Source organism: Lacipirellula limnantheis (genome assembly GCF_007746075.1).
Taxonomy (GTDB): domain Bacteria; phylum Planctomycetota; class Planctomycetia; order Pirellulales; family Lacipirellulaceae; genus Lacipirellula; species Lacipirellula limnantheis.
On the sequence record NZ_CP036339.1, the window covers coordinates 480,620 to 494,648 of the forward strand.

The 14,029-nt window shown below is 61.1% G+C and carries 14 protein-coding genes; 6 read left to right on the forward strand and 8 right to left on the reverse strand.

Annotation, left to right across the window (positions count from 1 at the left end; genetic code table 11):
* Positions 1–185 precede the first annotated feature (185 nt).
* The 5 genes from I41_RS01885 (at position 186) to I41_RS01905 (ending at position 5,805) form a co-directional block, all read left to right on the forward strand.
* Positions 186–1,193 carry a mechanosensitive ion channel family protein gene (locus tag I41_RS01885; RefSeq protein WP_145430384.1) on the forward strand — a complete coding sequence of 336 codons (1,008 nt, stop codon included), beginning with the start codon at positions 186–188 and terminating at the stop codon, positions 1,191–1,193.
* 262 nt (positions 1,194–1,455) lie between these two features.
* On the forward strand, positions 1,456–2,547 hold the full coding sequence (gene ychF / locus I41_RS01890) for a redox-regulated ATPase YchF (protein WP_145430385.1): 1,092 nt from the start codon (positions 1,456–1,458) through the stop codon (positions 2,545–2,547).
* A 247-nt stretch (positions 2,548–2,794) separates the two neighbouring features.
* Complete coding sequence (locus I41_RS01895; protein ID WP_145430386.1) at positions 2,795–4,210, forward strand: DUF3592 domain-containing protein; 1,416 nt, start codon at positions 2,795–2,797, stop codon at positions 4,208–4,210.
* 51 nt (positions 4,211–4,261) lie between these two features.
* Positions 4,262–4,615: a hypothetical protein gene (locus I41_RS01900; protein WP_145430387.1), complete on the forward strand. Its 354-nt coding sequence runs from the start codon at positions 4,262–4,264 to the stop codon at positions 4,613–4,615.
* A 167-nt stretch (positions 4,616–4,782) separates the two neighbouring features.
* Positions 4,783–5,805: a S66 peptidase family protein gene (locus I41_RS01905; RefSeq protein WP_168206612.1), complete on the forward strand. Its 1,023-nt coding sequence runs from the start codon at positions 4,783–4,785 to the stop codon at positions 5,803–5,805.
* Positions 5,806–6,046: 241 nt separating this feature from the next.
* Here the strand turns inward: I41_RS01905 and I41_RS01910 are convergent, their stop codons facing one another.
* Positions 6,047–7,348, reverse strand: coding sequence for a DUF1501 domain-containing protein (locus tag I41_RS01910; RefSeq protein WP_145430389.1), 1,302 nt, complete (start codon positions 7,346–7,348; stop codon positions 6,047–6,049).
* A gap of 151 nt (positions 7,349–7,499) precedes the next feature.
* A complete protein-coding gene (locus I41_RS01915) occupies positions 7,500–9,140 on the reverse strand; it encodes a DUF1549 domain-containing protein (protein WP_145430390.1) in 1,641 nt (546 codons plus the stop codon).
* 1,147 nt (positions 9,141–10,287) lie between these two features.
* Between I41_RS01915 and I41_RS01920 the strand changes: the two genes are divergently transcribed.
* Positions 10,288–10,899: a hypothetical protein gene (locus I41_RS01920; protein WP_145430391.1), complete on the forward strand. Its 612-nt coding sequence runs from the start codon at positions 10,288–10,290 to the stop codon at positions 10,897–10,899.
* A gap of 54 nt (positions 10,900–10,953) precedes the next feature.
* On the opposite strand, the gene I41_RS01925 is transcribed toward I41_RS01920, so the two are convergent.
* The 6 genes from I41_RS01925 to I41_RS01950 form a co-directional block, all read right to left on the reverse strand.
* The gene (locus I41_RS01925; RefSeq protein ID WP_145430392.1) at positions 10,954–11,616 is read right to left on the reverse strand and encodes a hypothetical protein; all 663 of its coding nucleotides are present in this window, start codon (positions 11,614–11,616) and stop codon (positions 10,954–10,956) included.
* A 58-nt stretch (positions 11,617–11,674) separates the two neighbouring features.
* Complete coding sequence (locus I41_RS01930) at positions 11,675–11,896, reverse strand: hypothetical protein (RefSeq protein ID WP_145430393.1); 222 nt, start codon at positions 11,894–11,896, stop codon at positions 11,675–11,677.
* A gap of 9 nt (positions 11,897–11,905) precedes the next feature.
* Complete coding sequence (locus I41_RS01935) at positions 11,906–12,391, reverse strand: hypothetical protein (protein WP_145430394.1); 486 nt, start codon at positions 12,389–12,391, stop codon at positions 11,906–11,908.
* A gap of 110 nt (positions 12,392–12,501) precedes the next feature.
* Complete coding sequence (rpsI, locus tag I41_RS01940; RefSeq protein WP_145430395.1) at positions 12,502–12,903, reverse strand: 30S ribosomal protein S9; 402 nt, start codon at positions 12,901–12,903, stop codon at positions 12,502–12,504.
* A gap of 160 nt (positions 12,904–13,063) precedes the next feature.
* Positions 13,064–13,501 carry a 50S ribosomal protein L13 gene (gene rplM, locus I41_RS01945; RefSeq protein WP_210421091.1) on the reverse strand — a complete coding sequence of 146 codons (438 nt, stop codon included), beginning with the start codon at positions 13,499–13,501 and terminating at the stop codon, positions 13,064–13,066.
* Between the two features lie 262 nt (positions 13,502–13,763).
* Positions 13,764–13,973 (reverse strand): hypothetical protein, encoded by a 210-nt coding sequence (locus I41_RS01950; protein ID WP_145430396.1) that lies wholly within the window; start codon positions 13,971–13,973, stop codon positions 13,764–13,766.
* Positions 13,974–14,029 lie beyond the last annotated feature (56 nt).

Genomic DNA, 14,029 nt, shown 5'->3' on the forward strand with positions numbered 1-14,029 from the left:
AACTCCGCGGCTCGCCCTGCCAGAACTGCTAGCACAAACCGTTTGACCTATTTAGCCGCGCGTTGCCAGCTCGCGCTGCCCTCGACACCGTCGCGGCCTCTTAGGTAGATACCCGTTGCTCCACGATCGGGCAACTCCGTTCGGCGTCCCGCCGACGCCTCCACGCGACTCCTTTCGGTAACGTCATGTTGACTCTACTGCTTGCTCAAACGGCCGATGTTGTAGCGGCCGCCGCTCCCGCCGCGAAAACCGACTACCCGGCCGGTACGCCGCAGTGGAAGAGCAACGCGCTCAACGAGCTCTTCACGCTGCAATTCAGCCAGATGGACCCGAAGGAATGGGAATACGCGGCGTACCAGCTGGGACTGCGCGCCGTCTACGTTCTCGTCCTGTTGACGCTCGCCTGGACCCTGTCGAGTTGGGCGGCGTCAGTGGTCCGCGCCGCCCTGACGCGAATCAAGTTCGACGAGACCCTCACCTTGTTCATGTCGACGCTGGTGCGGTGGACAATTTTGCTGCTCGCTGCACTTTCGTGCCTCAGCTACTTCGGGGTTCAAACCACCAGCTTCGCCGCGTTGATCGGCGCCGCGGGCTTAGCCATTGGCCTGGCATTTCAGGGAACTCTCTCCAATTTTGCCGCCGGCGCGATGCTCCTGATCTTCCGACCTTACAAAGTGGGCGACACGGTCAACGTCGCTAGCTACACGGGAAAGGTCGCTGAAATCGAGCTCTTCACGACCGCGATCGACACTGCTGACAATCGTCGGATTATCGTGCCGAACAGTTCGATCTTCGGCGCCGTCATTGAAAACATCACGTTCCACGCGGTGCGCAGGGCCGACGTCGCGGTCGGCACGGCTTACTCCGCCGACATCGATCAGACTCGCGCGGCGCTCGATCGGGCCGTTCGCAGCGTCGCCCTCGTCGTTCCGGCCCCTGCGCCTGAAGTGGTCCTCACCGACCTGGGCGCGTCGAGCGTCAACTGGCAAGTCCGCGGTTGGGCGAAGAAAGAATCGTTCGGGGAAGCGAAACAGGCAATCATTCGGGCCGTGAAGCTGGAGCTCGACGCGGCGCGGATCTCGATTCCCTTCCCGCAACTCGATCTCCATCTCGACCCGGCGGGGCCCGAGCCCGCTCCTGCGCCGGCGCCGCCGGAGCCAGTACGTTGGGCGCCGAAGATTTCGAATACCTGAAGGTTGCAGGCACACTCCGTGGGTCGTCCCGCTTCCAGCCCCTGGCTTCGCCAGGGGGTCGGTTGCCATACCGGTCGGTAGTTTCGTACGTCGTGCTACCCCCTGGCGGAGCCCGGGGCTGCAACCGTTGCGAAGGCTTGGCCCGCTGTCGCCCAGCCGCCGCAACAGCTAGAATTTTGGGTTTCGCCAGCCTAACTCGGGCCCGGCAGGCATCGCGACGCAACCGTCGCGCCAGGATTACAGCGTCAGGATCACCAGTTCAATGGAAGCAGGCATCGTCGGGCTCCCCAACGTCGGCAAAAGCACGCTGTTCAACGCCCTCACCGCGGCGGGCATCGCCAGCGAAAACTATCCCTTCTGCACGATCGAGCCAAACGTCGGCGCCGTCGCCGTGCCCGACCCGCGCCTGGGGCGGATCAGCGCACTCATCAAAACGCAGAAGATCATCCCCGCGATGCTCAAGCTCGTCGACATCGCCGGCATCGTCCGCGGGGCGTCGGAAGGCGAAGGACTGGGCAACAAATTCCTCTCGCACATCCGCACGGTCGACGCGATCTTGCACGTGGTCCGCTGCTTCGAGGATGGCGACGTCGTCCACGTCGAGGGGAGCGTCGATCCGATTCGCGACGTCGAGACGATCGACACGGAATTGATGCTCGCCGATTTGCAGTCGGTGGAGACGATGCTCGATCGCGCGAAGCGCACCGCCCGTACCGGCGATAAGGATGCGAAGCAGCGCGTCGAGATTCTTGAAGAATGCAACGCACTGCTCGCCGCCGGCAAGCCAGTGCGCGGGCTAAAGTACGACGACGAAGCGCGGGCCAAAGTCCTGGCTGAACTACAACTGCTCACTTCCAAGCCGGTTCTCTATGTGGCCAACGTCAACGAAGACGACCTCGCCGGCGCGGGGAGTCATGTGAAGAAGCTGCGCGAACGCGCTGCGGCGGAAGGGGGCTCGGTCGTCCCCGTATGCGCGCGGCTAGAGTCGGAGCTCGTCGAACTCGACGACGCCGAGCGACAAGAGATGCTCGAAAGCATGGGGCTCGCCGAGCCAGCGCTCGCGGTGCTGGCCCGCGCCGCCTACAAGCTGCTCGGCCTGCAAAGCTACTTCACCGCCGGCGAGAAGGAAGTCCGCGCCTGGACGATCCCCGTCGGCGCCACCGCCCCCCAGGCTGCCGGCGTGATCCACACCGACTTCGAGCGGGGTTTCATCCGCTGCGAAACCTACTCGGTCGCCGATCTTGAGCAGTACAAAAGCGAGAAGGCGATCCGCGAAGCGGGTAAGATGCGGGTTGAGGGGAAGAACTACGTAATGCAGGACAGCGACGTTTGTCACTTCTTGTTCAATGTCTAGGTTGCCTGCCGTTCGTGGTGCTGGGAAAGGTCTCTCGCAAAGGCGCAGAGGCGCAAAGGAAAATACGCTGAAGGCGGCTGTGGAGCATCGAGGTTGGTCGTTCTCCCGGCCAATTCGGCAGGATTGTTCGTCGTGCGGCGAATTGCCTGCGTGCTCGTCGGATACGCTTAGGCTATATTTCTTATGAAATATCCTTTGCATCTCCGCGCCTCTGTGAGAGCGCGCTCACCGCAAACAGCGTTGATTGATGGCGAAGCAAACAGATCAAGATAAGCAGTCGACCAGCTCCACATCCAAGCAGAAATCCACTTCGCTGTTTGGCGCGCTGTTTTTGATTCTCTTCGCCCTCCCCTTTGCCGGCATCGGCCTCTACAAAGGTCGCGAGTGCTTCCGCGAGTTTTGGGCTTATCGCCAAGCTCAGTCCTGGAGGGAAGCACCCGCGACGCTGTTGAAGGCGGAAACCAAAGAATTCGACGGCGATGACTGCACGACCTTTCGGGCGACGGCGAGCTACCGCTACGAGTTCGACGGCAGAATGTACGTCAGCGACCGCGTCGCTCTCCGCCAATCGTCCGACAACGTCGGTGATTTTCAGCGCACTCTAGGGAAGAAGCTGCAGCAGGCGCTTCAACGCAAAGAAGTCGTCTCAGCCTTCGTGAATCCGGCGGACCCTGCCGAGGCGCTCCTCAACCGCGATTTCCGCCCGGAGATGATGCTGTTCGACGGGATGTTCGCCCTGGTGTTTGGCGCGGTAGGACTCGGGTTGACGGCGGGCGGCTTCGTTGCTGCATATAGATTGCGGCGCGAGGTGAAGCGGAGTCGGCAGTTTCCCGGCAAACCCTGGATGTGGAAGGAGCATTGGGCGCAAGGGAAGATTCGTTCCAGCAACCATGTCTGGATGGCGCTCGTCGCCGCTGTCCTCTGGAATAACATGGTTTGGCCGATCGCCATCATAATGGTTTGGGACGAAGGTACATGGCCTGAGTTAATGTTCATATCGATCTTCCTGGTGATAGGTATAGGACTTGCCGGAGCCGCCGGCTACCTCTGGCTGCGGCGCTGGAAGTGGGGCGTCTCGGAGTTTGAAATGGCGGCGATTCCAGGCGTTTTGGGCGGACCGTTGGCCGGCGTCATCCACGTGCCGCGGCCGATCAGAACCGACTTGGGAGTCAAAATTCGGTTCGCTTGCGAGCAGTCGGTCTCCGACGGCGACTCCACGAAGACGGTGACGCTGTGGGAAGAGGAGCGGATGATCACGCGCGACTTGACGATCGGCGGCGTACGAACACTCATTCCGGTGGAGTTCGTCACGCCCTACGACTTGCCCGACAGCAACGCCGACGACGTTAAATGGAAGCTGACTGCCTCGGCGAGGACCAGCGGCGTCGACTACCAAGCGGAGTTCGAGGTTCCTATCTTCAAGACCGCCGCGAGTTCGCCGACGCCTGCAGCCGCTTCGGCCGAGGAGAGCCCGCTGTTCGCGCCCCTCTCCTTGGACGCGATCGCCGCCGACGCCAGCGCGCGGCTCGAAGAAGACTTTGCGGACCGCAAGACGATAGTATTTCCGATGGCTAGACACGTCGGGCTGTCCGTCTTCTCGACCATCTTCACCGTGGGATGGACGAGCGTCTGCGTTTGGCTCTTTCTCAGCGACGCCCCTTGATTCTTCGCGTGGGGCTTCAGCGGGGTCTCGGCGCTCGTGCTGCCATTCCTCATGGCGCCTGTGTTTGAAAGCTGCCGACTGGAGTTCAGCGCGCGCGGCGTGACGGCCACGCGCCGCATCGCAGGCTTCGGCAACGAGCAGCGATTTCCGCCCGAGCAGATTGAGAGCATCGACGCCGTGAAATCGGGGATGGCTTACGGCAACACGATCTACTGGAACGTCGAACTTCATGATCGGCAGGGCAAACGCCACAAGCTCGCCACAGCGATCCCGCGGCGGCAACTGGCTGAACGGCTGGCGACGGAGATCGCGACGACGGTTGGCATCTCCGAAACGCGCAGCAGTTCCAAGGGTTCGCGCATGGGCCTCAAAAGCGAGTTGCCGGCGGAACTGCGGGGCGATTAGAGTCAGATGTGTGCCTTCGAGAATGGAGCCACGAAGGCATGACGGACACAGAAATTTGAAACCGGCGATGAACACAGATAAACGCCGATAGTTTAATTTGCGTTTATCTGCGTCCATCGGCGGTTCCAATTCCCCGCATCCAGCGAAGAGCAGCAATGATTCATCGAGTGAAGACACCGTTGGTGGTGAGCATGGCGGTTGCCGTTACAGCAGTGAGCGCGTTCTGTTCCGCCGCCGAGCCGCAGAAACTCGTGTGGCCGAAGCGGCTTTCGCCGGGCGATACGCTGATGCTGATCGCCCCTGCCGGGCCGGTGGAACGCGACCAGGTAATGCGGTTTAAGGATCACATTGAACAGCGCGGCTACAAGGTGAAGTTGCGCGACGACATGTTCGACGTCGAAGGGTATCTGGCCGGCAGCGACCAGCGGCGGGCGGAGGAATTCAACGAAGCGTTCGCCGATCCGGAGGTCGACGGCGTGCTGGCGGTTCGCGGCGGCTACGGCTGCATGCGGATGATGCCGCTGGTCGATTGGGAGGGGGTGAGGAAGAGCCCTAAGCTGCTGCTCGGCTTCAGCGACATCACGGCACTTCATGCCGGGATGAACAAGGCGGGGGTCGTCAGCTTCCACGGACCGGGGCCCGCCTCGGGACTTGGCAGCAAGGAAGGGCCGACGGATTTCACGGCGAAGTACGTCGTTCGCGCGGTCGAGGCGTCGCCCGCGGGACCATACGTCGTCGAGGTTCCGGAGAGCGTGTCGAAGGTTGAATCGTTCGGCAAAGGCAAAGCGACCGGGCGGCTCGTGGGCGGTAATCTCTCGCTGATCTCAGCCCTCGAGGGGACGCCGTACGCGATCGATACAAAAGACGCCATTCTCATGATCGAAGACGTGAATGAAGCTCCCTATCGAATTGACCGGATGGTTCAGCAACTCAAACTCGCGGGAAAGCTGGATCATCTGAAGGGGGTTGTCCTCGGCAAGTTCACGGAAGACTTCGTGCGCGAAGACAAACTGACCGACGATAAACGATTCGATACGACGGGCGTCCTGCGACAGTACTTTGAAAACCTCGGCGTGCCGGTGCTGGTGAACTACCCGATCGGCCACTTCCCGCAGAACTGCACGGTGCCGCTGGGTGGCGAGGTGGAGGTCGACGCCGATGCGAAGACGCTGCGGATTCTTGCTCCTTAAAAAATGCAACCACTAAGGCACTAAGGCACGAAGGAATTCACCAAGAAATGCAGGAAAGAACCGCAGATAAACGCTGATGGACGCAAATTAAAGGCGATAGATATGTTATGTACCTCAGTTCACAGCTTTCATCGCTATTAAATTATTTGCCTTTATCCGCGTCCATCTGCGGTTCCATCCCCTCTTCCTCCTTGGTGCTTTTCTTAGTGACCTTGTGTCTTGGTAGTTAGTCTTCCAAAGGTTAGCCAAACAGTTCGCTCACCACTTCGCCGCCGTCGACGATTTTGATCGGCCGCCCGCCGCCGCTGATGTTTTCGAACTCGGGGTCGATGCCGAGCGTGTGGTAAACCGAGCGGAAGAGGTCGGGGATCATTACCGGCCGGTCGGTCACTTCGGTCCCCGAGTCGCTCGTGGCGCCGATCACCTGGCCGCCGCGGACGCCGCCGCCGGCCAGGGCGACGTTGAACGCCTTCGGGAAGTGATCGCGGCCCCCGCGGGGATTGATCTGCGGCGTGCGGCCGAACTCGCCCATCCAGAGGACGAGCGTGCGGTCGAGCATGCCGCGTTCTTTCAGATCGGCGATCAAGCGAGCCGACGGCTGATCGACGTTGCCGCAGAGATTCCGCACGGCGTTGAAATTGTCCTGATGGGTGTCCCACCCGCGGCTGTGGACTTCGACGAAGGTCACTCCTTGCTCCACCAGTCGGCGGGCCATCAGGCACCCGGCGGCGAACTCCCCGCTGCCGTATGACTCGCGAACCTTCTCGGGCTCGCGTTCGATATCGAAGACCTCCATCTTCGGGCTATGGATCATGTCGGTTGCCCGCTTGGCGACCTTCAGCTGATCGGCCACGACCTGGGCGCCGCCAGCGGCGGCGAAGTCGCCTTGCATCGATTCGAGCAGCTGCATCCGCCGGGCGAAGCGATTGGCTTCTGCCGATGGGGTCGTATTTTGCGGCGGCTTGGTCGCCGATTGGATGATGAGCGGATCGTAGTCGACGCCGAGCAGTCCGCCGCCGCCGGAGTTGGGGAGCCGGCCGCCGATTTGGACGAAGCTGGGGAGCTCGCTCGCGGCATTGCCGATCTGATCGGCGACGTTGGCGCCGAGCGTCGGGTGCTTGACGCTCGCCATCGGCAGGTAGCCGTGATGAAGCAAGTAGGTCGCCCGTTGGTGGTTCCCCTCTTTGCTCGTCATCGAGCGGATGATCGCCAGTTCATTGGCGACTTTCGCCATGTGGGGCAGATTGTCGGCGATTTGGATGCCGGGCACGCTCGTGTCGATCGCCTTCGTCTCGCCGCCGTTGGCGTGGCCCGGCTTGGGGCTGAAGGTTTCGAATTGCGACGGGCCGCCGCTCATCCAAAGAAGGATGCAGGCCATGCCGCGGTCGCGGAGCTCGTCGGCTCGCGCGGCTAACACGTCGGTCCAGTTGAAGGCGCTGGCCGCTAAGCCGCAAGCCGCGGAGGCTTTGAGGAAATCGCGCCGGCGCACGACGCGGCTGCCGCGGAGGGAGACGTGCGTGTGATGTTGTAAGTGACCGATCATGGCCAGTTCTCTTGTTGGATCGATCTTAAAACCGAGGTTGAATGTGTTGGGCGGTGTCCGTGGTCCGTTGTCAGTAGTCAGTTGCTGCTGTCGCAGAGGTGAGCCGCCATCGATAGCAACTGACAACGGACTACTGACAACTGACGAACCCTCATCTTCGATGTCGAAACTCCGCCGAGTTCACCAGCGCCCAGGCCAAGTCTTCGATCGCTTGTTGGCGATCGCCGACGTCGTCGAGGTAGGCGCTGGCTCGCGCCAGTTCGTCCTCGGTCGGTTGGCGGCTAAGAGTTCGCAGGTACAGTTCAGTAAACAGTTCATCGTTATCGTCAATTTCTTCGAGCAGGCCGCTCAGGAAGCCGCGGTTAGCGCGGAGGCCGCCGGCGACTTGGGCGGAGTTCATCATGGCGAGCGACTGCGGGATCGAGCCGCTGATCGACTCGCGCGGCTCGCTGGGGTCGAAGCCGAAGGTCTGGTTGAACTGGGCACGCGGGTCGCGCTGCTGGCCGCGAAAACCACCCCCTGCCCCGCCGCGGCCGGGACGATTGGGCGTCGGCTCGGGTAGGTCGAGGGCCGAAAGCAACGCGTTGTACAATTGATCCGCCCGCAATGGTTGCGGGACGTTGGCGGCGAATGGGAGGTCGTTGTCGTCTGCATGGCGAGGTCGCGATTGCCGCTGGTAGGCGTCGGTTGCGGTAATCGTTTCGAAGAGCCACTTCATGTCGTAGTCGGCGTCGTGAAAGCCTTTGGCCAGGATCTTCAACGTCGCGGGAGCGGTCGCGGTGCGGTCGGGACCGACGTCGTCGACCGGTTCGTAGAAGCCGCGGCCGACCAGCTCGGACCACAGGCGATTCACGGCGGCGACGGCGAACCACTCGTTGCGGGTGAGATACTTCGAGAGCATTTCGCGGCGCTTGGCGTCGGGCGTGCCGAAGTCCATCTTCGCGCTGGTCAGGAAAAACTTCGGCTGCATCCGCGTGCCGGGCGCCGAGGGATCTTCGAGGTCGGGCATGAAGTGCTCGGGCATCGGGCGGTTGCCGTCGTCTTCCTTCTTGAAGCGGAGTTGCCGATCGCTGGCGACCACCTGGAACGAACGGCTGGTTGGCGTGCGCACGGGCCGGACGCCGATGCGGGGGAAGAACGCGGCGAGCTCGTGGAACTCTTGGCGCTTCCAGCGGTCGTAGGGATGGTCGTGGCACTGGGCGCATTGAATTTGCATGCCGAGGAAAATGCGGGCGACCTCGGCGGTGGTCTCTTCGGTGCGGCCTTCCTGGGCCATGATGATTGCCGTCGAGCCGTTGTCGCGCACGTCGCCCGTGGCGGTGATGAACGCCGCGGCGATCTCGTCCCACGGCTTGTTGTCGTTCAACTGCTGACCGAGGTCGGCCTCCAGGGCGTTGGAGGCGATGAGAGCGCGGTCTTCGATGCGGCGGTAGAAGATAACGTCGCGCCAGTAGCGGGCCCAGTTGACGCCGTACTGCGGGTCGGCCAGCAACTCGCGGACGACGCGCTGGCGCTTGTCGGCCGAGGGATCGAGCGTGAAGGCGATCACATGCTCGGGCGCGGGGATGTCGCCGACGAGGTCGAGCCAGATGCGACGGAGATAGGTCGCATCGTCGCACTGGGGGGCGAGTTCGGTTTGCGACGCGAACAGCTCGGCGGCGAGCGAGGCGTCGACTTGCTTGGCGACGGCTCCGGGTGCCTGGCGCGGGGCGGCGTGGGCCGTCGCAGCGAGGGCGAGCGTGCTGGCGAGGATCGCGATGAGTGTGGGGCGCAGCCGTTGCATGTTGCGCATGGCCTTACTGGTTGCTGTGTTAGGAGCAATGCCAAGGGGTCAGCGACCCGATCTGGAACGGCAAATCTGCTGGTTGGCGTCGCCTGCTTCCAGCATATCCGCTGGCGGCGATTTTCAGCGCTGCCGGTTTCCGAGGATTCAACACCGGGGGTTCGCGGGGAGTTTCGGTTGCGGGCGCGTTGCTCCAACCAGCCGGACCTCCACGCGGTCCGGGGGCGGCGGCGAGCGGTCGTCCATCTCGCTTGGCGGGGCGGCCCGGAGGGCGTGGCCCTCCGGCTATTGGCGTTGGCTTGAGGGTCTCGTGGGCGGTCGACGAGTCTGCCCGGCGTCTTTCGATTTTGGCGGGGACTAATTCTGTCGCGAAACGCGTTTTTGGCGACACAATTCTCAAGTTGTTCTCTCCGTTGAGGTTGCGTGCGGCGATTGAGGCGACAAATTGTCGCGTCAAACTGTTTGTGGTTGGATGCCGGACGCTGGTAATTTGATCTGATTCCTGGCTGTCGATCCGCTTTCGCGTCGCGGCTAAGCTCTTCTTTGAATTTGCTTTTGCGTGCGCGGCGGGGGGGCCCCATTAAATAGCCGCAAAACTCCTTCCTCCAGTCGCCGGTGGCGGCGCGTTTGAGCCTTTGTTTCTCGATCTGTTCTGACCAAAACGATTCGAGATCGGGCGTTGAATTCTGCGTTTTTCGCGCTTGTGTGTTGGCACGCAAAAGTCGCAAAAGTCGTCGACCCGCTCTCTACGCGCGAACGGCGAGCGCTCGCCGTGCATCCGGCGTTGGTCCGGCGCATGAGCCAATTGTTGAATCGCCAAAGTCGGGGTGTATCCACCCGTACACTATTGGGCGGCGCGGCCAATTTCAACGCTAAAGTTTGGATTTCTTTGGGGGGCCGCGAAGAGGCGCAAGAGTCGCGAAAGGGAGGAAAGAAAAGAGGGATAAGGTTGGGTGGCATGTCTTCGCGGAGCGTCGACATGCAGGTGACGTGCGTTCGTTTGGGGGCCTCTATATGGCGTAGAAGAGTATTTCGAGATCGAATGATTACTACTACTCTTGTAAGATTCCATTTAAGAAGCAGAGACTAGAATGGGGCGATTGATCACTACTAGCCACGTTTTCTCAGAAGAATCTCGAAAAAGCAGGAGAAACTTATGGAGTTTGTGGCCGGCCTAGTCTTGGGATCGATACTCGGCGTAGTCGCCGATCGTGCCTGGGCGAGATTTGAGCAACGAATTCAGATAAGCATCGAACCGACATTCTTTGTCGATGCGGAAGACGGCGAAGGGATCGCCCTCAATATCACCAATTTGGGGCCTTCCGATTTACCGGACTACAAGTTGGGACTTAAGTTTCCACGCATGGGAGAGATGTTCTTTAACTTCGGAAGCGCTGATGGTCCTCAAGGCCCTGCCGAACATCGCGAGCACAAATTGAGTACGAAAACGCAGATGCGATTTAAGGATATGTTCGTGTCGCGTGGCGGCGCAATTGTCGAAAGAATTCTCGCTGGGAAGCAGCGTCCCCACGGCCTCGTCTTTCGACTGGTTATGAAACGTGGCGAGAGAGTGTTGTTTGAGAATTCACAAATTGGTGATGCACTATTCGAAGCTTTTGTTGCAACCACATTTCAGGGAAAGAAGGGCGAAATGGACTGGGAATCGCTCAGGTATAAGTCCCCTTCAGCATGGCTTATGTGCAAGAGCTATCTAGCGTCACTGGGACCAATCGTATTCCCTGCGGACTGGCCATCCGCTCAGAAGTAGGGGAGAAGAAAAAGTGGCAGGAACCGTTTCGATTCCGGCCCGCCTCGTGAAGCCTCACCGACTGATGCGATGCGGCAACAGCCCACGGGCGTCCGGGGCAAGCTGCGCGGTGGCAATGACACGCGCCAACCCCGCGCGGACCAGTGAAAGCGGGTGCTGGGGGAACGACGCGTCGCACTTCGCATCGTCGGATGGGAGCCGCCGCAGCGGACGCCCCAGAGCCTTCGCGTGCATCGCGTCCAACTCCTCTTGATTGTTGATGACTGGGATCTCTGCCTGCGGGTCCATCGGCCACTTGTCACCCTCAATGACCATGACTGCCGCCTCTCGCATCCCGGTGTTGCCTTGTTCGACTGCCTCGACATTGACCTGGAACCGGCAGTCCTGGAACGGCAGCCACAGGATGCCGATGTAAGCCATGCCCCGGCTGCCGGGGGCCGGCGAGCGGTATTTGAACACCCCGGCCAATCCTTCGACGCCGGCGATCGGAGCCGGGTACATTTCCAGCATGACCCCGCGGTTCTGTTCGCATTCCTGGCGGTAAAATACCTGCGCGGCGTTCGGGTCGGTGAGGTCAAACGGCCAGTAGATGACCCCCTGGTCGAACGTCAGCCGGTGGGCAACGCGGTCTGCATTCACCCAAATGCGTTCCGTCTCGGCGTGCCGTACCAACTTACAGTCTGTGAGATCGAAGGTCAGGGAATCGACGCTCGCCATCTGAAAGCCCTCTGTGGCCTGGAAAGAAAAAGGTGGCAGGAATCGTTTTGATTCGAAATTAGACTCGAGGCTGCCGGACGCGAAAGGTAAGGGAGATAAACGTTGCCGTCGAGATCACGGCAATGACGAGCGGCAGGATGTGGCCCTCGCCGGGATCTCGCGTGCTTTCAATGTAGCGATGCAAGAAGGCACTGACCCCCATGCCGACGGCGCAGGCGATCGGGGTGGCGATGAGCCAAGTGAGGAAGAGCGTCCAACGCTTGCGGCGGGTTGAGGTCATGGATGGATTTTAGCCTTCGAGGCTTGCGTCTACGAAGTACTTTCGCACAAAAGCTTGATAGGCCCAGCAGACGTCGCTATTGAATCGGTCGTCTCCAATTCGAGATTCTGCTAGTAATTGCAAGCCGTGCGCAACAGCGTCGCCTAGTCTAAGCATGTCCTTGTCTTCGGGGATGAACTCAGCAAGTGCCTTCGTCGCTGCCGCGCGATGTTTCGATATCGAGTCGCCCGAGCCGTCGAAAACGTCCTGAAGCATAGCGAGCATCAGGATCAGTATTCCTCCACGGATGAATCGGTCGTCGACGCGCCCGGTATCTACGCGATTGAGCAATTCCCAATAGTGAATTGAGTAGTCATTGGCGTAATCGAGGTCGCCCATGATGTGACGATAGTCGGCCAGTTCATGGTAGAGGAAGCATACGTCTTTCAGGACTCGCTTGTAGAGTGCATCGTCGTCATCTTCACGTTGCGAACCGTCCGTGCGGAGTGATTGCATTTGACGCGTCTCGTGGTTAGGCGACGGCACACAGAGTGTGCCTGCTACAAGAAAAAAGCCGCCTTCTGGTGAAGGCGGCTTTTCGTGGTTCTGGTTGTCGCGAAGGCGAATTAACGCTTCGAGAACTGCGTGCCGCGGCGGGCGCCGTGGAGGCCGTACTTTTTGCGTTCCTTCATGCGGGAGTCGCGCGACATGTAGTTCTTCTCGCGGAGCTTCTCGATGAGGTCGCTGTCGTGCTTCAGCAGGGCGCGGGCGATGCCCTGGGTGCAGGCGCCGGCCTGGCCGGTGGTGCCGCCGCCGGCGACGCGGATTCGCACGTCGACCTTGTCGCGGAGCTCGCAGTGGTCCAGCGGGCCGGTGACGGCGTTTTGGTCCTGAGCGATCCGGAAGAACTCGTTGAGTTCGCGGCCGTTGACGGTGATCTTGCCGGTGCCCGGCTTGATGCGGACGCGGGCGACGGAGGTCTTGCGACGGCCAGTGCCGAGGGCTTCTAGGGTGGCGGCTGCGGACATGTTCGTTTTCCTGTATGAGTTCGACGTGAACCCTGTCACCCTGAGTGAACCCTGTCGCCCTGAGGTACTCCGAAGGGTCCGGCCGGACTCTTCGCTCCGATCAGAGTGACATTAGTTGCTCAAAGTGACCAATTGCTCAGAGTGACGATGTGATGACTTGTTAAGCGATCGACGCGAGTTCGGTCGGTTCCGGTTGCTGGGCCTGGTGGGGGTGGTTGGCGCCCTTGTAGATCTTGAGCTTCGACAACATCGCGGCGCCGAGCTTGTTCTTGGGGAGCATGCGGCGGACGGCTTCCTGGAGGATGAGCTCGGGGCTCTTTTCCAAGCGGTCGGCGGCGCCGATCGTGCGCTGGCGGGTGTAGCCGGTGTACCAGGCGTACTTCTTTTGCTCCCACTTCTTGCCGGTGAACTGGATCTTCTCGCAGTTGACGACGACGATGAAATCGCCCGTATCGACGTGAGGGGTGTATGTCGGGCGGTGCTTGCCCATGAGGATAACGGCGATTTCGCTGGCCAGGCGGCCCACAATCTTGTCGGTGGCGTCGACCAGCAGCCACTTCTGCTCGACAGTGCCAGCTTTGGCCATGTAGGTGGTCATGGGACGGATACTTTCAGCAATAACGTGTCGAAAACTGTCGTTCGAGCCACCATGCCTGGGGCGCAGCGACTTTGGAGAATCGCTCAATTTATCAGTGTGCGGGCGGGGGGACAAGTGGAGCAATTTTCTGGTTCAGGAGTGGCGAGCCGGGAGCGTGAGCTCCTGGGGCTTGGTATCGGATCGGTAAAGTGGGAGTGGGAATGCGGGAGCGGGAACCCGGGAGCTGACGCTCCCGGCTCGCCTTGAGGTTTGGTGGGAGCCGTTATTTTCGGCCGCGGAGGGCGAGCGCGCCGAGCCAGAGGGTGAGAAATCCGCCGGTCATGGCGGCGACGACCCAGAGGCGGCGATAGTCGCGGTCGGGGGTTTGGGGGTCGAGGCCGAGGTAGGCCCCCAGGCCGAGCAGCATGCCCCAGGCCACGAGGCCGGCAACGATGTACCAGAGGAGCCGGCGGTTGGTGGGTTCGTGTTGCATGGGGAGCGGCGAAATAGCTTGGCCGGAGGTTTGTGGGAGGGGTCTTCGACCCCGAG

Excerpts from the sequence above, each read along its gene's own strand:
- I41_RS01885 (WP_145430384.1), top strand. The coding sequence starts at position 186 with ATGTTGACTCTACTGCTTGCTCAAACGGCCGATGTTGTAGCGGCCGCC.
- ychF (WP_145430385.1), top strand. The coding sequence starts at position 1,456 with ATGGAAGCAGGCATCGTCGGGCTCCCCAACGTCGGCAAAAGCACGCTG.
- I41_RS01895 (WP_145430386.1), top strand. The coding sequence starts at position 2,795 with ATGGCGAAGCAAACAGATCAAGATAAGCAGTCGACCAGCTCCACATCC.
- I41_RS01900 (WP_145430387.1), top strand. The coding sequence starts at position 4,262 with ATGGCGCCTGTGTTTGAAAGCTGCCGACTGGAGTTCAGCGCGCGCGGC.
- I41_RS01910 (WP_145430389.1), bottom strand. The coding sequence starts at position 7,348 with ATGATCGGTCACTTACAACATCACACGCACGTCTCCCTCCGCGGCAGC.
- I41_RS01915 (WP_145430390.1), bottom strand. The coding sequence starts at position 9,140 with ATGCGCAACATGCAACGGCTGCGCCCCACACTCATCGCGATCCTCGCC.
- I41_RS01920 (WP_145430391.1), top strand. The coding sequence starts at position 10,288 with ATGGAGTTTGTGGCCGGCCTAGTCTTGGGATCGATACTCGGCGTAGTC.
- I41_RS01925 (WP_145430392.1), bottom strand. The coding sequence starts at position 11,616 with ATGGCGAGCGTCGATTCCCTGACCTTCGATCTCACAGACTGTAAGTTG.
- I41_RS01930 (WP_145430393.1), bottom strand. The coding sequence starts at position 11,896 with ATGACCTCAACCCGCCGCAAGCGTTGGACGCTCTTCCTCACTTGGCTC.
- I41_RS01935 (WP_145430394.1), bottom strand. The coding sequence starts at position 12,391 with ATGCAATCACTCCGCACGGACGGTTCGCAACGTGAAGATGACGACGAT.
- rpsI (WP_145430395.1), bottom strand. The coding sequence starts at position 12,903 with ATGTCCGCAGCCGCCACCCTAGAAGCCCTCGGCACTGGCCGTCGCAAG.
- rplM (WP_210421091.1), bottom strand. The coding sequence starts at position 13,501 with ATGACCACCTACATGGCCAAAGCTGGCACTGTCGAGCAGAAGTGGCTG.
- I41_RS01950 (WP_145430396.1), bottom strand. The coding sequence starts at position 13,973 with ATGCAACACGAACCCACCAACCGCCGGCTCCTCTGGTACATCGTTGCC.